Source organism: Streptomyces venezuelae (assembly GCF_008642375.1).
Classification (GTDB): domain Bacteria; phylum Actinomycetota; class Actinomycetes; order Streptomycetales; family Streptomycetaceae; genus Streptomyces; species Streptomyces venezuelae_G.
This window is the reverse complement of the sequence record NZ_CP029194.1, coordinates 1,794,783-1,816,453: the sequence shown is the minus strand read 5'-3', so window position 1 is coordinate 1,816,453 and position 21,671 is coordinate 1,794,783. Positions and strand designations below refer to the sequence as shown.

The following is a 21,671-nucleotide window of genomic DNA, read 5'->3' as shown; positions in this document are numbered from 1 at the left end:
CCTCATCCGGGCCGGCGATCCGGACCGCGTAGGGCACTGACCTCCCGTCAGATGCCTTACGCAGTCTGGGTGGTGCTGGAGGATCAGTCCTCGCGCAGGGCGCGGACCGCCTCTTCCACGCGCTTGCCGTAGTCCGCGTCGGCGGCGGCGAAGTGCGCGAGGTTCTTCTCGATGACGTCCTCGCGGGACACCTGGGAGAGACCGCCGGCGATGTTGGCGACCAGGCGCTTCTTCTCGTCCTCGGACATCAGGCGGTAGAGCTCGCCGGCCTGGAAGAAGTCGTCGTCCTTGGTGTGCGCGGGCGCCTCGTGGGTGCCGGTCCAGCCGTGGATCGCGAGCGGCGCGGAGAGCGCGGCGTCGGTCTGGGCCGGGCCCTGGTACGAGTTGGGCTCGTAGTTCTTGTCGTGGCGCGAGCCGTTGCGCGTGGCCATGAAGCCGTCGCGGCCGTAGTTCTCGGCCGTGGTCGCCTTGGGGGCGTTGACCGGCAGCAGGGTGTGGTTCACGCCCAGGCGGTAGCGGTGGGCGTCCGCGTAGGCGAAGAGACGGCCCTGGAGCATCTTGTCCGGCGAGGGGCCGATGCCCGGGACGAAGTTGTTCGGGGAGAAGGCGGCCTGCTCGACCTCGGCGAAGACGTTCTCCGGGTTGCGGTCGAGGACCAGGCGGCCCACGCGCTGCAGCGGGTAGTCGCTGTGCGGCCACACCTTGGTGAGGTCGAACGGGTTGAAGCGGTACTCCGCGGCCTCGGCGGCCGGCATGACCTGGACGTAGAGGGTCCAGCTCGGGTTCACACCGCGCTCGATGGCCTGCAGCAGGTCGGTCTGGTGCGAGTTCGCGTCCTTGCCGACGAGCTCGGCGGCCTGGTCGGCGGAGAGGCTGCGGATGCCCTGGTTCGTCTTGAAGTGGTACTTGACGAAGAAGGCCTCGCCGGCCTCGTTGGTCCACTGGTAGGTGTGCGAGCCGTAGCCGTTCATGTGGCGGTACGAGGCGGGGATGCCGCGGTCGCCCATGAGCCAGGTGATCTGGTGCGTCGCCTCGGGGGCGTGCGCCCAGAAGTCCCAGACGTTGTCCGCCTCCTGCTTGCCCGTGAAGGGGTCGCGCTTCTGGGAGTGGATGAAGTCGGGGAACTTGATCGGGTCCTTGATGAAGAACACCGGGGTGTTGTTGCCGACGAGGTCGTAGTTGCCCTCTTCGGTGTAGAACTTCAGGGCGAAGCCGCGGGGGTCGCGCACCGCGTCCGCGCCGCCGAGCGAGTCGGCCACGGTGGAGAAGCGGATGAAGGTCTCGGTCTTCTTGCCGACCGCGCCGAGGAAGTCCGCCTTGGTGTACGCGGTGACGTCGTCGGTCACCTCGAAGTATCCGTACGCACCGGAGCCGCGGGCGTGGACCACGCGCTCCGGGATCCGCTCACGGTTGAAGCGCGCGAGCTTCTCCAGAAGGTGCTGGTCCTGGAGGAGGATGGGGCCACCGACGCCGGCGGTGGCGGAGTTCTGGTTGTCGGCGACGGGGGCGCCGGACTCGGTCGTAAGCACGCGCTTCGACATCGTGACCTTCCGTACGGGAGCTCTGCTGACGGTCCGAGGAGCGTAAATTCGGCCCGAACGTAACGTCAACAGTTTGTTGAAAATGAAGTGTGGTGTTCCGGCCGGCGGCGACGCCTGGGCGCGACAGGACAGGTGTCAGCGCCACCGCCGGCCGGAATTCAGGGGCCCCGGTGAAGGGGCTGGGGCCCGGCCCGAAGGCGGGCCCCTGGGATCAGACCTGCTGGCCGGAGAGGCGCTCGACGGCGCGCAGCAGGGCCGAGTGGTCCAGGCCGCCGTCACCCTGGGCGCGCAGGGAGGCGACGAGCTGGGCGACGACCGCGCCGACCGGGAGGGCCGCGCCGACGTTGCGGGCGGCGTCGGTGACGATGCCCATGTCCTTGTGGTGGAGGTCGATCCGGAAGCCGGGCTTGAAGTCCCGGTTCAGGAAGTTGTCCTTCTTGCGGGTCAGGACCGTGGAGCCGGCCAGACCGCCGTTGAGGACGTCCAGGGCGGCCTGGAGGTTCACGCCGGACTTCTTGAGGAAGACGACGGCCTCGGCGCAGGCCTGGATGTTGACCGCGACGATCAGCTGGTTGGCAGCCTTCACCGTCTGGCCGGAACCGTGCGGGCCGCAGAGCACGATGGTCTTGCCGAGGGCCTCCAGGATCGGAAGGGCCTCGTCGAAGTCGGCCTGCTCGCCACCGACCATGATCGAGAGCACGGCCTCGATCGCGCCGGCCTCGCCGCCGGACACCGGGGCGTCGATGACGCGGATGCCCTTCTCGGCGGCGTTCTTGGCGAGGTCGACCGAGGTCTGCGGGGTGATCGACGACATGTCGACGATCAGCGCGCCCTGCTTGGCGTTCTCCAGGATGCCCTCGGGGCCGTAGGAGATGGCCTCGACCTGCGGGGAGGCGGGCACCATCGTGATGATGACGTCGGCGTCCTTCACGGCCTCGGCGATCGACGAGGCGGAGGTGCCGCCGGCCTTGGCGAGCCGCTCCAGCTTGTCCTGCTCCAGCGTGAAGCCGGTGACCGAGTAGCCGGCCTTCAGCAGGTTCTCGGACATGGGCGAGCCCATGATGCCGAGGCCGATCCAGGCAATCTTGGGAAGGTTGCTCATGAGGGTGCCTCTCAAAAACTGGTGGTACGTGGGGAGGGGGACGGCGGGCCGCGCGTCAGCGGGCCGCGCGGGCCTCGGCGGGGAGCCAGGCGAAGGACGCGGCGGCGTCGGCGGCCTTGTACTCCAGGCCGACCCAGCCGTCGTAACCGGCCTTCTTGAGTTCGTCGAGGAGCTGCTCCAGGGGGAGCTCGCCGGTGCCCGGGGCGCCGCGGCCCGGGTTGTCCGCGATCTGGACGTGGCCGGTCTTGGCCGCGTACTCCGCGATGACCTGGCTGACGTCCTCGCCGTTCATCGACAGGTGGTAGATGTCGAGGAGGAACTTGGCGTTGCCGAGACCGGTCGCCTCGTTGACCTTGTCGACGACCTCGATCGCGGAGGGGGCGCTCACCAGCGGGTAGAGCGACGACTCCGGCTTGTTGAGGGTCTCGATCAGCAGGATCGCGCCGGCGCGGTCGGCGGCCCGGGCTGCCAGGACCAGGTTCTCCAGGGCGAGGGTGTCCTGGATCGCCGGGTCCACGCCCTCGACGCGGTTGCCGTAGAGCGCGTTGAGCGCCTTGCAGCCGACCGAGGCGGCGAAGTCCGCGGCGACGTCGATGTTGGCCCGGAAACGCTCGGACTCCTCACCGGGCACCGAGACCGCGCCGCGGTCCGGGCCGGGGAGCTGTCCGGCGTAGAAGTTCAGACCCACCAGCTGGGTGCCGGCGTCCTCAAGGGCTTTCTTGAGGGCGTCGAGCTCGCTCTGCTCGGGGGTGGCGGTGTCGATCCAGGGCCACCACAGCTCGACCGCGGTGAAGCCCGCCGCGGCGGCGGCCGCGGGGCGCTCCAGGAGCGGGAGTTCCGTGAAGAGGATCGACAGGTTCACATCGAAGCGCTGGTCCGTGTATCCCATGAGGGGCGGCGCTCCTTCCGTATCGCGGAAGTAAGTTTCTGTCTGACGGAATGTTGCAAGGGGGTTGCCTCAGTTGTCAAGAGGTCCCCGCAGGTCCGGGGCTCCCGCGCGCCGGAGCGGGGCCGTACTTTGGGTCCATGGTGCGTTTGAGAGTGGAGTTCACGACCGAGCCGTTCGACCTCGACGAGGCGCCGGCGCACGCGGTCGTGGCCCGAGAGGTCATCCAGTCGGCCGAACTGGACGCGGTCGACGTCGGCCCCTTCGGCAACACCGCGGAAGGCGGTGCCGACGAGGTGCTCACCGCGGTCGACGCGCTGCTGCGCAGATCGCTCGCGGCCGGTGCCACCCGGGTCTCCCTCCAGGTGAATGTGATCGGGGAGGGCGAGAAGTGACCGAACACCCGCTGGTCGCGGCAGTGAAGCCGCTGGTCGACGCCATGGGCGCGGAGCTGCTGGTCCCCGCGCAGGCGGAGGCCGACGACGTCGTCCTCTCCTGGGAGGGGGAGGACGTGCTCGCCGTGCGGCTCCCGCAGCTCTCGGATTCGCTGGACCACATCCTCGCGGCGATGGAAAGACGGCACGGGATGCCGCTGGCCGAACTCGACCGCAAGGCGAAGCAGGAAGCGGTGCGTCATCTGGAGGCACGCGGTGCCTTCTCGGTGCGCCATGGGGTGGAGACGGTGGCGGGGGCGCTGGGTGTCAGCCGCTTCACCGTGTACAACTACCTGAACAGGGAGACCGCCCTGAGCAGGGAAAAGGCCGCCGAGGGCAGCTAGTTGATCTTGTGTGGCCGGAAGCCGTCGTCCAGATGTCGGGACGACGGCTTTTGTGTGGCCGAGTTTTCAACAAAGTGTTGACGTCGTGTTGCGGAGGGCGTTAGCTATCCGCAGCCCGTCCGACGCACAGCGAAGAACAGCCACGGAGGCTTCCCGTGACTTCAGGTACGACACCGGGTCTCACCCGGTTCAACACCTCGGCGGACAGCGAGGCCCTCGCCACGCTCCACGAGGTGTGCTCCAGCTCGGCGTGGGGGAGCAAACTGCTCGCCCAGCGCCCGTACGCCACCGCCGAAGCCCTCTTCCTCGCCAGCGACGCCGCCATGGCCGAGCTGACGACCGAGGATCTGGCCGACGCGATGGCGGGCCACCCGCCGATCGGTCGTCCGAAGGCAGGGGACCCGACCTCCTCCCGCGAACAGAGCGGGATGGCCGGCGCCTCCACGGAGCTCAAGGCCGAGATGCTCGAGCTCAACCTGGCCTACCAGGAGAAGTTCGGTCATGTCTTCCTCATCTGCGCCACCGGCAGGACCGGCGAGCAGATGCGCGACGCGGTCCGTGAGCGGATCGGCAACTCGCCCGAGACGGAGCGGGAGATCGTCCGCACCGAACTGGGCAAGATCAACCGCATCCGGCTGAACCGTCTCGTAGAGACCTCCGAGGAAGAGAACTCCGCATGAGCACCGACACCACGGCCTCGGTGTCCACCCACATCCTGGACACCAGCATCGGCCGCCCGGCCGAGGGCGTGACCATCACGCTCGCGGCCCGCAGCGGCTCCGACGCCGAGTGGGTCGCGCTCGGAGGCTCCGCCACCGACGCCGACGGGCGCTGCAAGGACCTGCCGGCCCTGCCGGAAGAAACCACCCACGTGCGTCTCGACTTCGAGACCGAGACGTACTTCGCCAAGAAGAAGCAAGCCGAGGCGCAGCAGGACGCCCCCCGCGTAAGGGACAGCGGTGCGTTCTTCCCGGAGGTGGCGATCACGTTCGCCGTCGAGCCGGGCGAGCACTATCACGTACCGCTGCTGCTCAACCCGTTCGGCTACTCCGTTTACCGAGGGAGCTAGCAGACATGCCCACGATTCTCGGCCAGAACCAGTACGGCAAAGCAGAGAACCGCGTCGTCAAGATCACGCGGGACGGCGACACCCACCACATCAAGGACCTGAACGTCTCCGTCGCCCTCTCCGGCGACCTCGACGACGTCCACCTCACCGGCTCCAACGCCCACTGCCTCCCCACCGACACGACGAAGAACACCATCTTCGCGTTCGCCAAGGAGTACGGCATCGAGTCCGCCGAGCAGTTCGGCATCCACCTCGCCCGCCACTTCGTGACGAGCCAGGAGCCGATCAAGCGGGCGCGCATCCGGATCGAGGAGTACTCCTGGGAGCGCATCGCCTCCTCGGACGCCAACTCCAAGTTCATCGGCGCCGAAGAGGTCAACCACTCCTTCGCCCGCAAGGGCCAGGAGACCCGGGTCACCCAGGTCACCTACGACGGCGAGAAGTGGGAGGTCATCTCCGGCCTCAAGGACCTCGTCGTCATGAACTCCACCAACTCGGAGTTCTGGGGCTACATCAAGGACCAGTACACCACGCTCCAGGAGGCGTACGACCGCATCCTGGCGACGCAGGTGTCCGCCCGGTGGCGCTTCAACTGGACCGACGACGACCAGCGCATGCCCAACTGGGAGCGGTCCTACGAGCAGACCCGCAAGCACATGCTCGAGGCCTTCTCGGAGACGTACTCGTACTCCCTCCAGCAGACGCTGTACCAGATGGCCACGCGCATCATCAACCACCGCTCGGAGATCGACGAGGTCCGCTTCTCGCTCCCGAACAAGCACCACTTCCTGGTCGACCTCGAGCCCTTCGGCCTGAAGAACGACAACGAGGTCTACTACGCCGCCGACCGCATGTACGGCCTCATCGAGGCCACCGTCCTCCGTGACGGAGCGACGGCGCAGATCCCGGTCGACATGACCAACCTCTAAGCGGCATCCGTGTGACCGGCCCCGCCCGCCCGCAGTCGGGCGGGGCCGGTGCACCGGACCGGAGGGATTCTCATGGCACAGCCCGCAAAGGGGCCGGCGCACGCCGAAGGCCCGTGTTCCACCCCGCCGGACACGACCCACCAGGTCCACCCGGTGGACGAAAAGCTTCCCGCCTCGCGGCTCGTCCCCGCGGCACTCCAGCACATCGCCGCCATGTACGCGGGCGTCGTCACCCCTCCGCTGATCATCGGCCAGGCCGTCGGCCTGGACACGGCCGGGATGACCCGGCTCATCGCCGCCAGCCTGCTCATCGCCGGCTGCGCCACGATCCTGCAGACCCTCGGCATACGGACCTTCGCCGGCAACCGGCTCCCGTTCGTCAACGCCGCCTCCTCGGCAGGCATCACCCCGATGCTCGCCATCGCCGAGACCAGCTCCCCCGGACACCAGCTCCCCGCCATCTACGGCGCGGTGCTGGTCGCCGGAGCCCTCTGCCTCGCCGTCGGCCCCTTCTTCGGGAAGCTCCTGCGGTTCTTCCCGCCGCTCGTCACCGGTGTCGTCATCACCCTCATCGGGGTCACCCTGATGCCCGTGCCCGTCGGCTGGGCCCAGGGCGGCGACAAGCACGCCGCCGACTTCGGCGCCATGAAATACCTGGCGCTCGCCGGCTTCACCCTCGTCGTCGTCCTGCTCTTCCAGCGCTTCGGCAAGGGTTTCGTCAAGCAGATCGCCCTGCTGCTCGGCCTCTTCATCGGCACCCTCGCCGCGATCCCCTTCGGGATGGCCGACTTCACGGCCCTGCGGGAGGCGCCCGTGGTGGCCATGCCCACTCCCTTCGCCTTCGGCGCCCCCGAGTTCCAGCCCGCGGCGATCCTCTCCCTGTGCATCGTGATGCTGGTCCTCATGACCGAGTCCAGCGCCGGCATGCTCGCCCTCGGCGAGATCTGCGACCGCCGCAGCGACGGACAGACCATCACCCGGGGCCTGCGCACCGACGGCATCGCGACCCTGATCGGCTCCGTCTTCGGCGGCTTCCCGACCTCGGCCTTCGCACAGAACGTCGGCGTCGTCTCGCTCACCCGGGTCCGCTCCCGGTACGTCGTCGCCGTCGCCGGCGGCGCCCTGCTGGTCCTCGGCACCTCCCCGGTCCTCGGCGCGGTCGTCTCGATGGTCCCGATGCCCGTCCTCGGCGGCGCCGGCATCGTCCTCTTCGGCTCGATCGCGGTCAGCGGCATCCGCACCCTGTCGGAAGCCGGACTCGACGACAGCTCCAACATCATCCTGGTGGCCGTGGCGCTCGGAGCGGGCATCATCCCGCTCGCCGCCCCCACCTTCTACGCCGACTTCCCGGCCTGGGCGCAGACCGTGCTCGGATCCGGCATCAGCGCGGGCGCGCTCGTCGCCGTCCTGCTCAATCTGTTCTTCCACCATCTCGGCACCCGGAGCCGTCACGCGGCTCCGGCACTCAAATCCTCCTAGGGTCCTGCCGTGCCCACACCACCCCCGAGGAATGAAGGAAGCACCGCCATGGCAGCACCTTCGGCAGCCCAGCGCATCGTCATCGAGAACGCGGCGATCGCGACCGTCGACGCGAACGACACCGAGTACGCCTCCGGCTACCTGGTCGTCGCCGACAACAAGATCGAGTCCATCGGTGCCGGCAAGGCGCCCGAGGGGCTGGAGAACGTGGTCCGGCGGATCGACGCCACCGGTCATCTGGTGACGCCCGGTCTGGTCAACACCCACCACCACTTCTACCAGTGGATCACCCGTGGCCTGGCCACCGACCACAACCTCTTCAACTGGCTGGTCGCGCTCTACCCGACCTGGTCGCGCATCGACGAGTCGATGGTCCGCGTGGCAGCCCAGGGCTCCCTGGCGATGATGGCCCGCGGCGGTGTCACCACCGCCATGGACCACCACTACGTCTACCCGAAGAACTCGGGCGACCTGTCCGGCGCCATCATCGGTGCCGCCTCCGACATGGGCGTCCGCTTCACCCTCGCCCGCGGCTCGATGGACATGAGCGAGAAGGACGGCTTCCTGCCGCCCGACTTCGCCGTCGAGTCCACCGAGGGCGCGCTCGCCGCGACCGAGGAGACCGTCAGGAAGTTCCACGACGCCTCCTTCGACGCGATGACCCAGGTCGCCGTCGCCCCCTGCTCCCCCTTCTCGATCTCCACCCAGCTCCTCAAGCAGGGTGCCGAGCTGGCCCGCCGGCTCGGAGTGCGCATGCACACCCACGGCTCGGAGACCGTGGAGGAGGAGAAGTTCTGTCACGAGCTCTTCGGCATGGGCCCGACGGACTACTTCGAGTCCACCGGCTTCCTCGGCGAGGACGTGTGGATGGCGCACTGCGTCCACATGAACGACTCCGACATCGCCGCCTTCGCCCGCACCGGTACGGGTGTGGCCCACTGCCCGTCCTCCAACGCGCGCCTCGCCGCCGGCATCGCCCGCGTACCGGACATGCTGAAGGCCGGCGTGCCGGTCGGCCTCGGTGTCGACGGCACCGCGTCCAACGAGTCCGGCGAGCTCCACACCGAGCTGCGGAACGCGCTCCTCATCAACCGCCTCGGCGCCCACCGCGAGGCCGCGCTCAACGCCCGCCAGGCCCTGCGCCTCGGCACCTACGGCGGTGCGCAGGTCCTCGGCCGCGCCGACAACATCGGCTCCCTCGAAGCCGGCAAGCTCGCCGACTTCGTCCTCTGGAAGATCGACGGCCTCGGCCACTCCTCGATCGCCGACCCGGTCACCGCGATCGTCTTCGGCGCCGCGGCCCCGGTCACCGCCTCCTTCGTCAACGGCAAGCAGATCGTCGAGAACAACCGACTGCTGTTCGCCGACGAGGAGCAGATCGCGCGCGACGCGCGCGCGGAGGCGCAGCGCCTGGCCCGCATCACGGCCCAGGGCTGACCCTCCCCATGGAGTCCGACCGAGGGGGACGGCCCTCGGTCGGTCGCCGCGGACCCGAGCGGGGTCCGCGGCAGCCCGACCGGGAGGTGGCGTACGAAGAAGACGTACGGCACCTCCCGGGAAGGTGAACCCCGCCCGACCACCCTTCGGGCACCCCGTCCCCGCGCAGCGCCTCCTCCCCGCGCGCACCCGCTCCACCCCAGCTTCGCTACGAGCCGCACCTCCTGTACTTCGCACCGCATCGCACCACCTCCCTGAACCCCGCGTCACCGCCGACGTGTAACCGACCGGAGGAACCGCCGTGGCCGCCAAGCCCCAGGTTCGCAATGCACAAGACACAGGCTCCGCCCCCGAAGACCGCGAGAAGCATCCGGTCGACGAGACGCTGCCCCCACTGAAGATGGCTACGAGCGGCCTCCAGCACGTGGCCGCCATGTACGCGGGCGTCGTCGCCCCGCCTCTGATCGTCGGAGCGGCCGTCGGCCTCTCCGGCACCGAACTCACCTTCCTGACCGGCGCGAGCCTCTTCACCGCCGGCCTCGCGACCTTCCTCCAGACGCTCGGGGTCTGGAAGATCGGCGCCCGGCTCCCGTTCGTCAACGGTGTCACGTTCGCCGGTGTCGCCCCGATGCTCGCGATCGTCGACACGACCGACGACAAGAAGGACGCCCTGCCCGTCATCTTCGGCGCGATCATCGTCGCCGGACTGCTCGGCTTCCTCGCCGCCCCCTGGTTCTCCCGGCTCGTGCGGTTCTTCCCGCCGGTCGTCACCGGCACGGTCATCACCCTCATCGGTGTCTCCCTCCTCCCGGTCGCCTTCGGCTGGGCCCAGGGGCCCAATCCCAAGGCCGAGGACTACGGTTCGACGACCTTCCTCTCCCTCGCCGCCATCACGCTGGTCGTGGTGCTGCTGCTGCGCCGCTTCACCCGCGGCTTCCTCAAGCAGGTCGCCGTCCTGGTCGGCCTCGTCATCGGCACACTCATCGCCATACCGTTCGGCGTCACCGACTTCTCCCCGGTGACCGAGGCGGACATCGTCGGCTTCCCGTCCCCCTTCCACTTCGGCGCCCCGCAGTTCGCGCTCGCCGCGATCATCTCCATGTGCGTGGTCATGCTGGTCTCCATGACCGAGTCGACCGCCGACATGCTGGCGCTCGGCGAGATCGTGGAGCGGCCCGCCGACGAGAAGACCATCGCGGCCGGCCTCCGTGCCGACACCCTCGGCTCCGCCATCAGCCCGCTCTTCAACGGCTTCATGTGCAGCGCCTTCGCCCAGAACATCGGCCTGGTCGCCATGACCAGGATCCGCAGTCGCTTCGTCGTGGCCTGCGGCGGTGGCTTCCTGGTCCTGATGGGGCTGTCCCCGGTGGCCGCCTCGCTGATCTCGGTCGTGCCCCGGCCGGTCCTCGGCGGCGCGGGCGTCGTCCTCTTCGGCTCGGTCGCCGCGAGCGGCATCCAGACGCTGGTCAAGGCCGGCCTGGAGAAGGACAACAACGTGCTGATCGTGGCCGTCTCGCTGGCCGTCGGCATCATCCCGATCACGGCGCCGGAGTTCTACCACGCCTTCCCGGAGACCGCGAAGATCATCCTGGACTCCGGCATCTCCACCGGCTGTGTCGCGGCCGTCCTGCTCAACGTGGTCTTCAACCACCTGGGCAGCGGCAAGGACGACGACCAGGTCACCGCACCGATGGAGCCGGGCGAGGAGATCTCCGGCAGCGCCACGGCGAAGGCGGCGCACGTCCACTGAACCCGCTCGTCGCCCCGTCGCCAGCCCCGGTCCCCGCGCCCGCCGCGGGGCCCGGGGCCGTCGTGCTGATCAACCCGAACACCTCCACGGCGACGACCGCGATGATGACCGCGATCGCCCGGCGGACCCTGGAGACGGACCCCCGCGCGGTACGTGGGGGCGCCGGGGTCCCTTCCGTCCGCGGCGTCACCGTCGCCCGGGGCCCGCTCATGCTGACCGACCCCGCCGCCCTGCGCGCCGCCGCCCCCGAGGTCCTCGCCGCCGGACTCAGGGCCGCCTCCGAGGGCGACTGCGCGGCGCTCCTCGTCGGCGCCTTCGGCGACCCCGGCCTGGAGGCGCTGCGCGCCGCGACCGGTCTGCCCGTGGCCGGACTCGGCGAGGCGGCCTTCCTGGAAGCCGCCGCCGACGGCAGGCCGTTCGGCGTCGCCACCACCACGCCGCTCCTGGCCGACGCCATCGCCGAGCGGGTGGCGGCCCTCGGCCTCGGCGCCCGGTACACGGGCATCCGGCTCACCGCCGGCGCCCCCGAACGGCTCTCCGCCGACCCCGTGCTGCTCCTCGACCGGCTGGAGCGGGCGGTCCGGGCCTGCGCCGAACGGGACGGGGCGCGCGCCGTCGTCATCGGCGGCGGACCGCTCGGCGAGGCCGCCGAGGCGCTGCGCGCCCGGTGCGCGGTCGAGGTCGTCGCCCCGATCCCGGCGGCCTGCCGCGCGCTCACCCGCCTGCTGACGACGGCCTGACCGCTCCTCACCGCCGCACTCCGCACGGCTCCCTCCTTCACCGCTCCACCGCGATCCGCCGCAGACACTCCCGGGCCAGCGCCGGGTAGGCCGCGGCGATCGCCTCGTACAGTCGCCGCCGCAGCAGCCGCTCGGCGTCCCCGCGGCCGGTCTCCCCGTACAAGCCGTCGAGCAGCGACTCGTACCGCGAGAGGGCGTGCCGCAGATAGCTCACCTGCCACCGCACGAGCGCGCCCCGGGGTGCCTCCCCGGGGCCCCGCGCGCCCAGCAGGTGCCGGTGGCGCACCGCCCGCCGCTCCAGTTCGGGGCCGGGGAGCAGCGGCACCTCGATCGGCGCGGCCCGGATCGCGGTGAGCACGGCGGCCCGCCGCCGCTCCGCGTACACCCCGGCGGCCGCGGACCGGGCCTTCGAGAGCAGGGACGCCGCGGCGAACTCGGCGGTCCGCTCCACCGTCTCCACCCGGACCAGGAGATAGAGCCGCACGGGCGCGAGGGACCAGCGGCGCGGATCGCGGCCCTGCACGTCGGGCGAGCCGAGCAGGTCCCTGACCATCGAGTCGGTCCAGCCGCGGCGGCGCACACCGGTGAGCGTCACATAGGTCGTACGGTCCGTCATGATTCCCCCTGGTTCGGCTACTCAGCGTGACGATTCCAGTGAAGCGGACGCCACTGACAACGCCCTCCGGCACACCCCCTTGCCGGGCCGCCCGAGCTGTGCGATATAGGTCTGGACCTTTTCGACGGACGGAAGGCTTCCCGTGCAACGCCCGCTCGCCGCAAGCCTGTTGGCCATCCTGCTGCTCGCGCTCTCCGCCTGCTCGGGCACCCCGGAACCCCCGCCGAAGGACACCGCCGCCCCCACCGTCCCGATCGGGGTCACCGCCACGGCGGGCAGCGCGAGCACCGTCCACGTCATGTGGAGCGCCGCCACCGACGACCGGGCCGTCACCGGCTACGCCGTCTACCGCGAGGGCCGCAAGGTCAAGGACCTCCCCGCCACCACCCTGATGACCGACGTCGTCGGCCTCGCGCCCGCCACCCGGCACGCCTTCACCGTCCGCGCCCGCGACGCCGCCGGCAACACCTCGGCCCCGAGCGCCACCGTCACCGCGACCACCCCCGCCGCGGACACCGAGGACCGCACGCCCCCCACCGCCCCGAGGGCGCTCCGCGCCACCGCCGACGGCAGCCGCGCCGCCACCCTCACCTGGACCCCGTCCCGCGACGACACCCGCGTCACCGCCTACGACGTCTACCAGGCCGACACCCGCGTCCACACCGCCCCCGGCACCGCCACCACCGCCCACGTCACGGGCCTGCGCCCCGGCACCGCCTACGCGTTCACGGTCCGCGCCCGCGACGCCGCCGAGAACTCCTCCCCGGACAGCCCCCGCGTCGAGCTCACCACCACCCCCGCACCCGGCGCGCCCCCGAACACCGCACCCCAGGACCTCACCGCCATGGCCGCCCGCGGCGAGATCACCCTCACCTGGACCCCGCCGGACACCGGAGCCCCCGTCACCCACCACCAACTCCACCTGAACGGCCGCTTCGCCACCACCATCGTCTGGGGCACCACCCCGCCCCCGGCCCGCGCCACCTACACCTTCCCCGTCCAGGACCCCCCGGGCACCCGCTACACCGTCACCCTCCGCGCGCAACTTCCCGACGGCACCTGGGGCGACTTCTCCGCACCCCGCGTGGTGGCGGTGCGCTGACCTGGATGTCTCGCATGTCCGGAATCCCCTCCCCGGAATTACCCTGGGAAGCGTGGCCGAGACCGTTCTCACCAACACCGGGCTCGACAGCTTCCTCGACGGAACGCCCGAGCGCCGCGACCCCGCCTTCACGCGTGCCGCCGAAGCGGTCCTGGGACTGCTCGCCCTCCGCGGGGCGGACCGGCGGACCGGGGTGCCCGAGCCGACGCCAGGGCTCGTGCGGCACCTCCTCGTCGAGGACCTGCCCTCGTTCGTGTACGCGGCGCCCGCGGACCTCGGCGCCTATCCGGCCGTGCTCGGGGCGCTCGCCGCGCGGTTCGACGGAGGGCGCGGCGAGCAGGTGGTCGCCGTCGTCGCGGAGTCGGGGCCCGACTTCGAGCGCGCCATGAACGACCCCGGAAACCTCACCTGGCACCGCTGGTACGCCTCCCTCCTGAGGTCCTGCGGCACCGACCTCACCGACCCCGACGACGTACGCCGACGGCTCGCCGCCCTCGACGGCGCGCCGCTCCCCGCCGGCGTACGGCGGGCCGACCTCATGGGCCGTACGGCCCTCGCCGACGTCCTGCTCTCCGAGGCGCTCACCCGTGCGTACGTACGCGACGCAGAAACCGCACCGACCGCCGGGCCGCTCCTCAGCGACCACGACGTCGCCACCGGCATCGCGCAGGTGGCCGCCGCGCTCCTCGACCGGTGGACCGCCGCCGGGCTCGCCGAACAGCTCGCCGGGCCCTACGCCCGCTTCGCCCCCGGCCCCGACGCCTTCCCCCACCTCGTCCTCGCCGACGCCCTCCTCGGCGAGCACCTCGACTACTACGGCGACACCGCCGCCCCCGTGCCCCCGCCGCCCGCCCTCGAGGAACCGACCGCGCCCGGGGCCATCGAGGCGGACGCCGACATGCTCTCCGCCGCCGTCGAGGCCGTCGCCGAGGAGGGCGGCCCCTACAGCGGCGAGGCCGCGCACCTGCTGTACGTCGTCTACCAGCGCGGCTGCTCCGCCGAGTCCGTCGCCCGCAAGGCCGCCGAGTACGAGGACTGGGCCGTCGACCCGGCCGGGGAGGACCTGCCCGTGCCGGTGCCGGACGAGGCACCCGACGCGTACGCGACCCCGCCGGCGGAGGAGCTCGTACGGCTCCTCGGCGCCCCCGAGCTGACCGCGGCGGACCGGGAACGGCTCATCGGGCCCGCCCGCGACCTCGCCGCGGTCGTCGACCGGCTCGCCGCCACCGGCCTCCTCTTCCGTACCGGCGACGCCTTCGGCCTGACCCCGCGCGGCGCCGGCGTCCTGCGCTACCTCCTCGGCGTGCGCGGCATCGCCGCTCCCGCCGCCGCCGAGACGGCCGCCTGGTCCGCTTCGGCCCTGGTCGCCGCCGCCACCGGCTGGCCCGTGCCGTCCGCCGCGCGCGTCCTCGCCGACTGGCTCCACGTGCGCGTGAACACCGCCGAGGCCTGGTCCCAGCTGCTCGCCGCCCTCGGCACCGCCCACGCGGGCACCGCCGACGCGGCCGCCGCCCGGGGCCTCCTCGCCGTCATCGACACGGCCTCCGCCCCGGCCGAGGCCCTCCGCGGCGCCCTGCGCGACCCCGTGGTCGGCGAGTACGCGTACGAGATCCTGCGTGCCAGGGGCGAGCGGGCCGACCACATCCAGGTCCCCACCTCGGCGCGGGCGCTGCACGTCCTCGACGGACTGCCCGGCAAGCAGGGGCCCCTGGAGTCCCGCCGGGCCGCCTTCGACGCGGCGGCGGCGGCCTGGCCGGGGGGCTCGGCCGCCCTGGTCAAGGCGATGACCGAGGCGGACCGCCACGAGACGGCCCGGGTCCTCGGCCCCCTCGGCATCGTCGGCGTCACCGCGCCGTGAGGAGGGCCCTCACCCTGCCGTGAAGCGGGGCCTCACCCCGCCGTGAGGTACATGCCCGAGGCTCCCGACCCCGCGGTGTTCCTGCAGCTGTGGTTCCCGGTGGGCCGGGCGTGGACGAGGGCGAGGCAGCGGCCCAGGGCCTGCTGGCCGTAGGCGTTCGGGTGCATCGACTCCTGGACCAGGCCCTGCGTGCTCTGGCTGTCGATCCAGCGCGCCCACTCGCTCGTCGTCGCGGACGCCGGCACGGTCGACGTGACCTGCTTGCTCGCCTTCGCGCAGACCTCGCGCCCCTGGAGGGCGTCCCGCAGGTCCATGAACTGCACGCCCTTGGCCGCCGCGACGCCCTTCAGCCGGTTCGCGAGCTGCGGCACGAGGGAGTCCCGCGCCCAGTCGGCGTCCGCGTTCCAGAAGGGGCAGCCGCCGGTGTTGGTGCGGGTCCAGCCGCTCTCCGAGTAGCGGTTCTCGCTGGCGCGCGGGATGGGGGAGGGGTACGACTGGAGGACGATCCGGTAGTCCGACGAGGAGTAGCCCGCGCCCGTCATCACGGCCCGGATCTCGTCGACCGAGCGGCCGACGTCCGCCATCACGCCGTCGATCCTCGCGTCGACCTCGTCCTGCTGGTCGTCGTGGCAGTACGAGTACCAGACGATGTAGTCCTTCGCGCAGGCGGCGATGATGTCGGCGAAGCCGAGGTCGTTGCCGCCGATGGAGAGGGCGATGAGCTCGACGTCGTGCGAGGCGGCCACGGCCGCCAGCTGGTCGGCCTGCGGGGCCTCGCCCTTGTAGGCCTGGCCGCCCTGGGAGGCCCGGACGACGTTCTTCGTGGTCGCCCCCGAGCAGGCGAGGTTGATCAGGGAGGAGGCGATCGGTCCGGCGCTCTTCACCTCGGAGACGTCCGAGCGGTGGCAGCCGCCCGCGGTGGCTCCGTAGACCCGGGAGGGGTCGTAGCCGCTGCCCGTCCAGGCCCGGTCGGTGCCGGTGCGGCTGCCGGAGTTGGTCAGGCTGTTGCCCAGCCAGCGCCCGGCCTCGCCGGAGATGTAGCTGTCGCCCATGGCGACGACGGCGGTCGGGCCGGTGCCGGGGGAGGCGTGGGCGGACGGAACGGCGACGGAGGCGAGCCCGGCGGCGGTACACAGAGCCAGGAATCCGCGCAGCGCACGGTGGGGGGTCGAAGGCATGGCTGTGCTCCTGCGGTATGCGGTACGCAGTGACGTGGGGGACAGCCGCCGGCCGGTGGCATGGCGGAATCTCGCACGCCCTGGCTTGTTACCGCTAGGTAGCTGCATATCTCGGTTGCGTCACGTCGCCTGTGAGGAGCCAGGGAACGGGACAGGGCCCGGCCTCCGGAGTCCGTGCGGACACCGGGGGCCGAGCCCTGTTCGGTACGTCGTGCGGGGAGCTGTTCGGCAGCTGTGCGGGCAGCCGGACCAGCCGGTTCTCCTACGGGTCAGCCGACCAGCTGCTCGTAGGCGGGGAGCGTCAGGAAGTCCGCGTAGTCCGCGTCGAGGGAGACGTGCAGGAGCAGGTCGTGCGCCTGCTGCCACTTGCCGGCCGCGAAGGCCTCCTCGCCGATCTCCGCGCGGATCGCGGCGAGCACCTCGGTGGCGACCTCGCGGGCCAGCTCGGGGGTCGCCGTCTTCCCGTTCTCGAAGACGACACCGGCGTTGATCCACTGCCAGATCTGCGAGCGCGAGATCTCGGCCGTGGCGGCGTCCTCCATGAGGTTGAAGATGGCGACGGCGCCGAGGCCGCGCAGCCACGCCTCGATGTAGCGGATGCCGACCTGCACGGCGCTGACCAGGCCCTCGTACGTGGGCTTCGCGTCGAGCGAGTCGATCGCGATCAGCTCGCCGGGCGCCACGGAGACGTCCTCGCGGAGGCGGTCCTTCTGGTTCGGCTTCTCGCCGAGGACGGCGTCGAAGGAGGCCATCGCGATCGGGACCAGGTCGGGGTGCGCGACCCAGGAGCCGTCGAAGCCGTCGCCGGCCTCGCGGTCCTTGTCGGCCTTGACCTTCTCGAAGGCGACCTTGTTGACCTCGGCGTCCTTGCGGGACGGGATGAAGGCCGCCATGCCGCCGATCGCGTGCGCGCCGCGCTTGTGGCAGGTGCGGACGAGGAGTTCGGTGTACGCGCGCATGAACGGGGCCGTCATCGTGACCGCGTTGCGGTCCGGCAGGACGAACTTGGCGCCGCCGTCACGGAAGTTCTTGACGATGGAGAAGAGGTAGTCCCAGCGGCCCGCGTTCAGGCCGGCGGCGTGGTCGCGGAGCTCGTAGAGGATCTCCTCCATCTCGTACGCGGCCGTGATGGTCTCGATGAGGACCGTGGCGCGGACGGTGCCCTGCGGGATGCCGACGTAGTCCTGGGCGAAGACGAAGATGTCGTTCCAGAGGCGGGCCTCCAGGTGCGACTCCGTCTTCGGGAGGTAGAAGTACGGGCCCTTGCCGAGGTCGATCAGACGCTGGGCGTTGTGGAAGAAGTACAGGCCGAAGTCGACGAGCGCGCCGGGCACCGGGCGTCCGTCGAAGGTGAGGTGACGCTCCTCCAGGTGCCAGCCGCGCGGCCGCATGACGACCGTGGCCAGCTCGCCGGCGGGCTTGAGGGCGTACGTCTTGCCCGACCTCGGGTCCGTGAAGTCGATGTTCCGGGTGTACGCGTCGATCAGGTTCACCTGGCCGAGGACCACGTTCTCCCAGGTCGGCGCGGAGGCGTCCTCGAAGTCGGCGAGCCAGACGCGGGCGCCGGAGTTGAGCGCGTTGATCGTCATCTTGCGGTCGGTCGGGCCGGTGATCTCGACACGGCGGTCGTTCAGGGCCGCCGGGGCCGGTGCGACCTTCCAGGAGTCGTCGGCGCGGATCGCGGCGGTCTCCGGGAGGAAGTCCAGGGTGGACGTACGGGCGATCTCGGCGCGACGCTCCGCCCGGCGGGCGAGGAGCTCGTCCCGGCGCGGAGTGAACCGCCGGTGCAGTTCGGCGACGAAGGCCAGGGCGGCCTCGGTGAGCACTTCCTCCTGACGCGGCAGGGGCTCGGCATCGACGACGGCCAGGGGGGACGGCGCTGGTGCGGACATGAACTGTCACTTCCTTCAGCGAACTTCACGGGCGGTGCCAGGCGGCCGCCGGGCGTCGCGGGACGGCACGCAGTGCCGCAGGCGCCGAGATACGGCCGCGAGCGCCTCCGAACTGGCAGGCGCTTCTGAACAGTGGATACTAGTTTCCTCATGGTGGAAGTTCAATGGTTTGTTGATGTCGAGATTCTCTGGATCGACACAACGTGGCGCTGCGTGCCACACCCGTGTCCCACCGCTCACTCCAGGTGGGCCAGATCCGCCTCCGTGTCGATGTCATAGGGCTCGGCCACATCCGAACAGTCCACCGGGGTGATCGCATCCCGGTGCGCCGCCAGATAGTCCCGCGCGCCCCGGTCGCCCACCGCCGTCTTCTCGATGCCCGCCCAGTGCCCGGCGCCGAACAGCACGGGATGGCCCCGCTGCCCGTCGTACGAGGCGGCCGCCAGCGAATCCCGCGAGCGGTACGCGGACCGGACCCGGGCCACCGCCTCCACCCCGATCCCCGGCTGGTCGACCAGCAGGACGAGCGCCGCGTCCACCCCGCGCGCGTCGGCCGCCAGCGAGGCGAGCCCGGCCCGCAGCGAGGACCCCATCCCCTCCGCCCACTCCGGGTTGTCCACCAGCACGCACCCGGGCAGCTCCGCCCGCTCCCGTACGGCGCCGGCCGACGCCCCGAGCACCACGTGCACCACCTCGCACCCGGCCCCGCGCAGCACCCCCACGGCGTGCTCGACCAGCGGCCGCCCCCGGTGCGTGAGCAAGGCCTTGGGCCGCCCTCCCAGGCGCCTCCCGCCCCCGGCGGCGAGGAGCAGTCCGGCGACGACGGGGCTTCGATCTTCTGCAGCTGTCATGGGGACTGCATACCTCATGGGGCGGAATCACACGGTCGCCTGAATTCCGTTCACCAAGGGTGGCGCGCCGGGGTGGCGAAGGAGTTAACTGGCCCGCGACTCACGGCGCCCGGCCGCCGTACCGGGGGGTCGGCTCGGGATGCTCGGAGAGTCCGGAGTGTTCGGAGTGGAGTTCTGCGCACAGTGTCGTGCGAGGGGGAGAACCATGTTGCGAAGCGTGGGGCAGAGGCGAGTGACCGGCGAGGGTGTGGACCCCAGGGTGACCGAACTGCGGTTCGCCGTGTCCCGGCTCCGACGCGAACTGGCCGCACACCGGGTCGAGTTCGCCGACCGGGGGATCGCCGAGGACGAGCTGGCCGCACTGGACGCCATGGCGCTCAGCGGCGACCCCGAGGTGCGGCGGCTGCGCCGCTCGCTGCTGATCGTCGCGGGCTCCGTCGGTTCCGTCAGCGCGCTCGCCGAGGGCCTCGCGGGCGTCCGCCGTGCCGTCGAGCTCTTCGGACCCCCGCCGGCCGCGCAGTAGGCCCCCGCCGCCAGGGCGGCCGGGGCCGCTGGCCCTTCCGGTGGCTGGGGCGCGCCCTTTCGGATGTGATGGCGGAGGGAGAGCTCACCCCTCCCGCCGTCGGTGGCACCGGCGGCCGAGTCCGGCGAGGTGGCGACCATGGGACGTTGGCGTGCTCTGATCGTGCTGGGGACGGCCCAGTTCCTGATGGTGCTGGACACCTCCGTCATGAACGTCTCCATCAGCCAGCTGGTCGAGGACTTCGACACCGAGGTGACGGCGATCCAGGCCGTCATCACCCTGTACGCCCTGGTCATGGCCGCCTTCATGATCATCGGAGGCAGGTTCGGGGACATCCTGGGCCGTCGCCGCGTCTTCCTGATCGGCATGGCGGTCTACGGCCTCGGATCGGCCCTGACCGCCGTCGCGCCCACCCTGTGGGTCCTCACCCTGGGCTGGTCGATCATCGAGGGGCTCGGCGCCGCCCTGGTGCTCCCCTCCATGGCGGCCCTCGTCGCCGAGTCCTACCGGGGCCGCGACCGCTCCGTCGCGTACGGCGTCATCGGCGGCCTGGCCGGCGCGGGCATCGCGGTCGGTCCGCTGCTCGGCGGCTGGGTGACGACGTACCTCACCTGGCGCCTGGTCTTCGCGGGCGAGGTCGTGGTGGTGCTGGCCGTCCTGCTCCTGCGGCGGGCGATCCCGGAACCGGCCCCGGTGAGCCGGCGTCCCGGGCTCGACGGCGTCGGCGCCGTGCTGTCGGCGGCCGGTCTGGGCCTCGGCGTGCTCGGCGTGCTGCAGAGCAGCACCTGGGGATGGGTCGAGCCGCGCAACCCGCCCTTCACGGTCTTCGGCTTCGCCCCCACGCTGTTCGTGATCGGGGCCGGAGCGGTGGTCCTCTTCCTCTTCCGGGCGTGGGAGGAGCGCCGGGAGGCCCGCGGCGCCGACCCCCTGGTCCACCTGGCCCTCTTCCGCAGACCCACCCTGAGCGCGGGGCTGATGACCCTGCTCAGCCAGAACCTCATCCTGCTCGGGCTGTTCTTCACCATCCCGCTCTACCTCCAGGTGGTGCAGGGACTCGACGCCTTCGAGACGGGACTGCGGCTCCTGCCGGTCTCCGTCACCATGCTCGCGGCCTCTCTGGGCGCGGCGAAGCTCGGCCGCAGGCTTGGCCCGCGGCGGATCGTCCGGCTGGCCCTGGTGCTGCTCCTCGCCGCCATCGCCTGGCTCCTCGCCACCATCGACCCCGTCATCGACGACGCCCAGTTCTTCTGGGCCATGGCGCTCCTCGGCCTGGGCATGGGGCTGCTCGCCTCGCAGCTCGGCAACGTCGTGCAGTCCAGCGTGGGGGAGGAGGAGCGCAGCGAGGTCGGCGGCCTGCAGTTCACCGCGCAGAACCTGGGCTCCGCGCTCGGCACGGCCCTCATCGGATCCCTGCTGATCGGAGCCCTGGCCCAGGCCTTCACCACCCAGGTGGAGGACGACGCGAGACTCTCTGACGAGGCGCGCGCGCAGACGAGCGTCGCGCTGGAGGCCGGGATCAGCTTCGTCCCCACCGAGCAGGTCCGCGCGGCGGCGGAGAGCGCGGGGCTTCCGCCGCAGGAGGTGGACGCCGTCACCGACTCCTACGCCTCGGCCCAGCTCGCCGGCCTCAAGGCGGCCGTCCTCGCGACCGGGGGCATCACCCTGGCGAGCTTCCTGGTGACGCGTGGACTGCCGGGCGCCGGCGGGGCCGGACGCGCGAGCCGCGAACGGGGCGCCGCGGGTCCCAACCCGCCGGAGCGCGACCCGGACCGGCCGGAGCGCGACCGGGACCGGCCGGAGCGCGACCCGGACCGGCCGGAGCGCGACCGGGACCGGCCGGAGCCCGGCCCCCACCCGCCGGAGCCCGGCTCTCCGGAGCCCGGCCCCACGCCGAAGACCGGTCCTGCCGGCCCGTGACGGTTCACCCGAACGGCCGGGCC

The 21,671-nt window shown here is 71.5% G+C and carries 20 protein-coding genes; 13 read left to right on the top strand and 7 right to left on the bottom strand.

Translation table 11 applies throughout. The features are described 5' to 3' along the window. Positions 1-83 precede the first annotated feature (83 nt). From DEJ46_RS08055 to DEJ46_RS08045, 3 genes are all read right to left on the bottom strand, one after another. Entirely contained in the window at positions 84-1,541 is a 1,458-nt protein-coding gene (locus DEJ46_RS08055) for a catalase (protein WP_150264860.1), read from the bottom strand. A 211-nt stretch (positions 1,542-1,752) separates the two neighbouring features. Beyond that, positions 1,753-2,643 (bottom strand): 2-hydroxy-3-oxopropionate reductase, encoded by an 891-nt coding sequence (locus DEJ46_RS08050; protein WP_150264859.1) that lies wholly within the window; start codon positions 2,641-2,643, stop codon positions 1,753-1,755. Between the two features lie 55 nt (positions 2,644-2,698). Then, a complete protein-coding gene (locus DEJ46_RS08045; RefSeq protein ID WP_150264858.1) occupies positions 2,699-3,532 on the bottom strand; it encodes a TIM barrel protein in 834 nt (277 codons plus the stop codon). A gap of 140 nt (positions 3,533-3,672) precedes the next feature. Between DEJ46_RS08045 and DEJ46_RS08040 the strand changes: the two genes are divergently transcribed. From DEJ46_RS08040 to DEJ46_RS08000, 9 genes are all read left to right on the top strand, one after another. Further along, positions 3,673-3,924: a hypothetical protein gene (locus DEJ46_RS08040; protein ID WP_078627122.1), complete on the top strand. Its 252-nt coding sequence runs from the start codon at positions 3,673-3,675 to the stop codon at positions 3,922-3,924. A gap of 44 nt (positions 3,925-3,968) precedes the next feature. Next, complete coding sequence (locus DEJ46_RS08035) at positions 3,969-4,307, top strand: helix-turn-helix domain-containing protein (protein ID WP_150274222.1); 339 nt, start codon at positions 3,969-3,971, stop codon at positions 4,305-4,307. Positions 4,308-4,462: 155 nt separating this feature from the next. Further along, positions 4,463-4,987 carry a 2-oxo-4-hydroxy-4-carboxy-5-ureidoimidazoline decarboxylase gene (uraD, locus tag DEJ46_RS08030; protein ID WP_150264857.1) on the top strand — a complete coding sequence of 175 codons (525 nt, stop codon included), beginning with the start codon at positions 4,463-4,465 and terminating at the stop codon, positions 4,985-4,987. Further along, positions 4,984-5,376 carry a hydroxyisourate hydrolase gene (gene uraH, locus DEJ46_RS08025; RefSeq protein ID WP_150264856.1) on the top strand — a complete coding sequence of 131 codons (393 nt, stop codon included), beginning with the start codon at positions 4,984-4,986 and terminating at the stop codon, positions 5,374-5,376. Before uraD ends, uraH begins: the two co-directional genes overlap by 4 nt. Positions 5,377-5,381: 5 nt before the next feature. Beyond that, entirely contained in the window at positions 5,382-6,305 is a 924-nt protein-coding gene (pucL, locus tag DEJ46_RS08020) for a factor-independent urate hydroxylase (protein WP_055640662.1), read from the top strand. Between the two features lie 72 nt (positions 6,306-6,377). Beyond that, positions 6,378-7,784, top strand: a complete 1,407-nt coding sequence (locus DEJ46_RS08015; protein WP_150264855.1) for a nucleobase:cation symporter-2 family protein — start codon at positions 6,378-6,380, stop codon at positions 7,782-7,784. Positions 7,785-7,832: 48 nt separating this feature from the next. Further along, a complete protein-coding gene (locus tag DEJ46_RS08010) occupies positions 7,833-9,221 on the top strand; it encodes an 8-oxoguanine deaminase (RefSeq protein WP_150264854.1) in 1,389 nt (462 codons plus the stop codon). A gap of 301 nt (positions 9,222-9,522) precedes the next feature. After that, positions 9,523-10,971: a nucleobase:cation symporter-2 family protein gene (locus DEJ46_RS08005; protein ID WP_150264853.1), complete on the top strand. Its 1,449-nt coding sequence runs from the start codon at positions 9,523-9,525 to the stop codon at positions 10,969-10,971. A 62-nt stretch (positions 10,972-11,033) separates the two neighbouring features. Beyond that, complete coding sequence (locus tag DEJ46_RS08000) at positions 11,034-11,711, top strand: aspartate/glutamate racemase family protein (protein WP_223834558.1); 678 nt, start codon at positions 11,034-11,036, stop codon at positions 11,709-11,711. A gap of 37 nt (positions 11,712-11,748) precedes the next feature. Here DEJ46_RS08000 and DEJ46_RS07995 read toward each other — a convergent pair whose 3' ends face one another. Continuing rightward, positions 11,749-12,327 (bottom strand): hypothetical protein, encoded by a 579-nt coding sequence (locus DEJ46_RS07995; protein ID WP_150264852.1) that lies wholly within the window; start codon positions 12,325-12,327, stop codon positions 11,749-11,751. A 142-nt stretch (positions 12,328-12,469) separates the two neighbouring features. Between DEJ46_RS07995 and DEJ46_RS07990 the strand changes: the two genes are divergently transcribed. Next, positions 12,470-13,429, top strand: a complete 960-nt coding sequence (locus DEJ46_RS07990; protein ID WP_150264851.1) for a fibronectin type III domain-containing protein — start codon at positions 12,470-12,472, stop codon at positions 13,427-13,429. A 52-nt stretch (positions 13,430-13,481) separates the two neighbouring features. Then, a complete protein-coding gene (locus DEJ46_RS07985; protein ID WP_150264850.1) occupies positions 13,482-15,287 on the top strand; it encodes a hypothetical protein in 1,806 nt (601 codons plus the stop codon). Positions 15,288-15,319: 32 nt separating this feature from the next. Here DEJ46_RS07985 and DEJ46_RS07980 read toward each other — a convergent pair whose 3' ends face one another. The 3 genes from DEJ46_RS07980 to DEJ46_RS07970 all read right to left on the bottom strand — a co-directional run bounded on the left by DEJ46_RS07980 (position 15,320) and on the right by DEJ46_RS07970 (position 19,208). Beyond that, positions 15,320-16,465 carry a GDSL-type esterase/lipase family protein gene (locus tag DEJ46_RS07980; protein WP_150264849.1) on the bottom strand — a complete coding sequence of 382 codons (1,146 nt, stop codon included), beginning with the start codon at positions 16,463-16,465 and terminating at the stop codon, positions 15,320-15,322. A 269-nt stretch (positions 16,466-16,734) separates the two neighbouring features. Further along, positions 16,735-18,357: a malate synthase A gene (gene aceB, locus DEJ46_RS07975; protein ID WP_150264848.1), complete on the bottom strand. Its 1,623-nt coding sequence runs from the start codon at positions 18,355-18,357 to the stop codon at positions 16,735-16,737. Between the two features lie 236 nt (positions 18,358-18,593). Then, positions 18,594-19,208, bottom strand: coding sequence for an NTP transferase domain-containing protein (locus DEJ46_RS07970; RefSeq protein ID WP_150264847.1), 615 nt, complete (start codon positions 19,206-19,208; stop codon positions 18,594-18,596). A gap of 205 nt (positions 19,209-19,413) precedes the next feature. On the opposite strand from DEJ46_RS07970, the gene DEJ46_RS07965 reads away from it, so the two are divergent. Beyond that, entirely contained in the window at positions 19,414-19,731 is a 318-nt protein-coding gene (locus DEJ46_RS07965; protein ID WP_150264846.1) for a DUF5955 family protein, read from the top strand. A 138-nt stretch (positions 19,732-19,869) separates the two neighbouring features. Further along, positions 19,870-21,648: an MFS transporter gene (locus tag DEJ46_RS07960; protein WP_223834557.1), complete on the top strand. Its 1,779-nt coding sequence runs from the start codon at positions 19,870-19,872 to the stop codon at positions 21,646-21,648. The last annotated feature ends 23 nt before the right edge of the window (positions 21,649-21,671 follow it).

Coding starts and splice junctions, on each gene's coding strand:
- DEJ46_RS08010 (WP_150264854.1), top strand. CDS start 7,833: ATGGCAGCACCTTCGGCAGCCCAGCGCATCGTCATCGAGAACGCGGCG.
- DEJ46_RS08035 (WP_150274222.1), top strand. CDS start 3,969: ATGGGCGCGGAGCTGCTGGTCCCCGCGCAGGCGGAGGCCGACGACGTC.
- DEJ46_RS08045 (WP_150264858.1), bottom strand. CDS start 3,532: ATGGGATACACGGACCAGCGCTTCGATGTGAACCTGTCGATCCTCTTC.
- DEJ46_RS08055 (WP_150264860.1), bottom strand. CDS start 1,541: ATGTCGAAGCGCGTGCTTACGACCGAGTCCGGCGCCCCCGTCGCCGAC.
- DEJ46_RS08015 (WP_150264855.1), top strand. CDS start 6,378: ATGGCACAGCCCGCAAAGGGGCCGGCGCACGCCGAAGGCCCGTGTTCC.
- DEJ46_RS07995 (WP_150264852.1), bottom strand. CDS start 12,327: ATGACGGACCGTACGACCTATGTGACGCTCACCGGTGTGCGCCGCCGC.
- uraH (WP_150264856.1), top strand. CDS start 4,984: ATGAGCACCGACACCACGGCCTCGGTGTCCACCCACATCCTGGACACC.
- DEJ46_RS07965 (WP_150264846.1), top strand. CDS start 19,414: ATGTTGCGAAGCGTGGGGCAGAGGCGAGTGACCGGCGAGGGTGTGGAC.
- pucL (WP_055640662.1), top strand. CDS start 5,382: ATGCCCACGATTCTCGGCCAGAACCAGTACGGCAAAGCAGAGAACCGC.
- DEJ46_RS08050 (WP_150264859.1), bottom strand. CDS start 2,643: ATGAGCAACCTTCCCAAGATTGCCTGGATCGGCCTCGGCATCATGGGC.
- DEJ46_RS07980 (WP_150264849.1), bottom strand. CDS start 16,465: ATGCCTTCGACCCCCCACCGTGCGCTGCGCGGATTCCTGGCTCTGTGT.
- DEJ46_RS07970 (WP_150264847.1), bottom strand. CDS start 19,208: ATGACAGCTGCAGAAGATCGAAGCCCCGTCGTCGCCGGACTGCTCCTC.
- DEJ46_RS07960 (WP_223834557.1), top strand. CDS start 19,870: ATGGGACGTTGGCGTGCTCTGATCGTGCTGGGGACGGCCCAGTTCCTG.
- aceB (WP_150264848.1), bottom strand. CDS start 18,357: ATGTCCGCACCAGCGCCGTCCCCCCTGGCCGTCGTCGATGCCGAGCCC.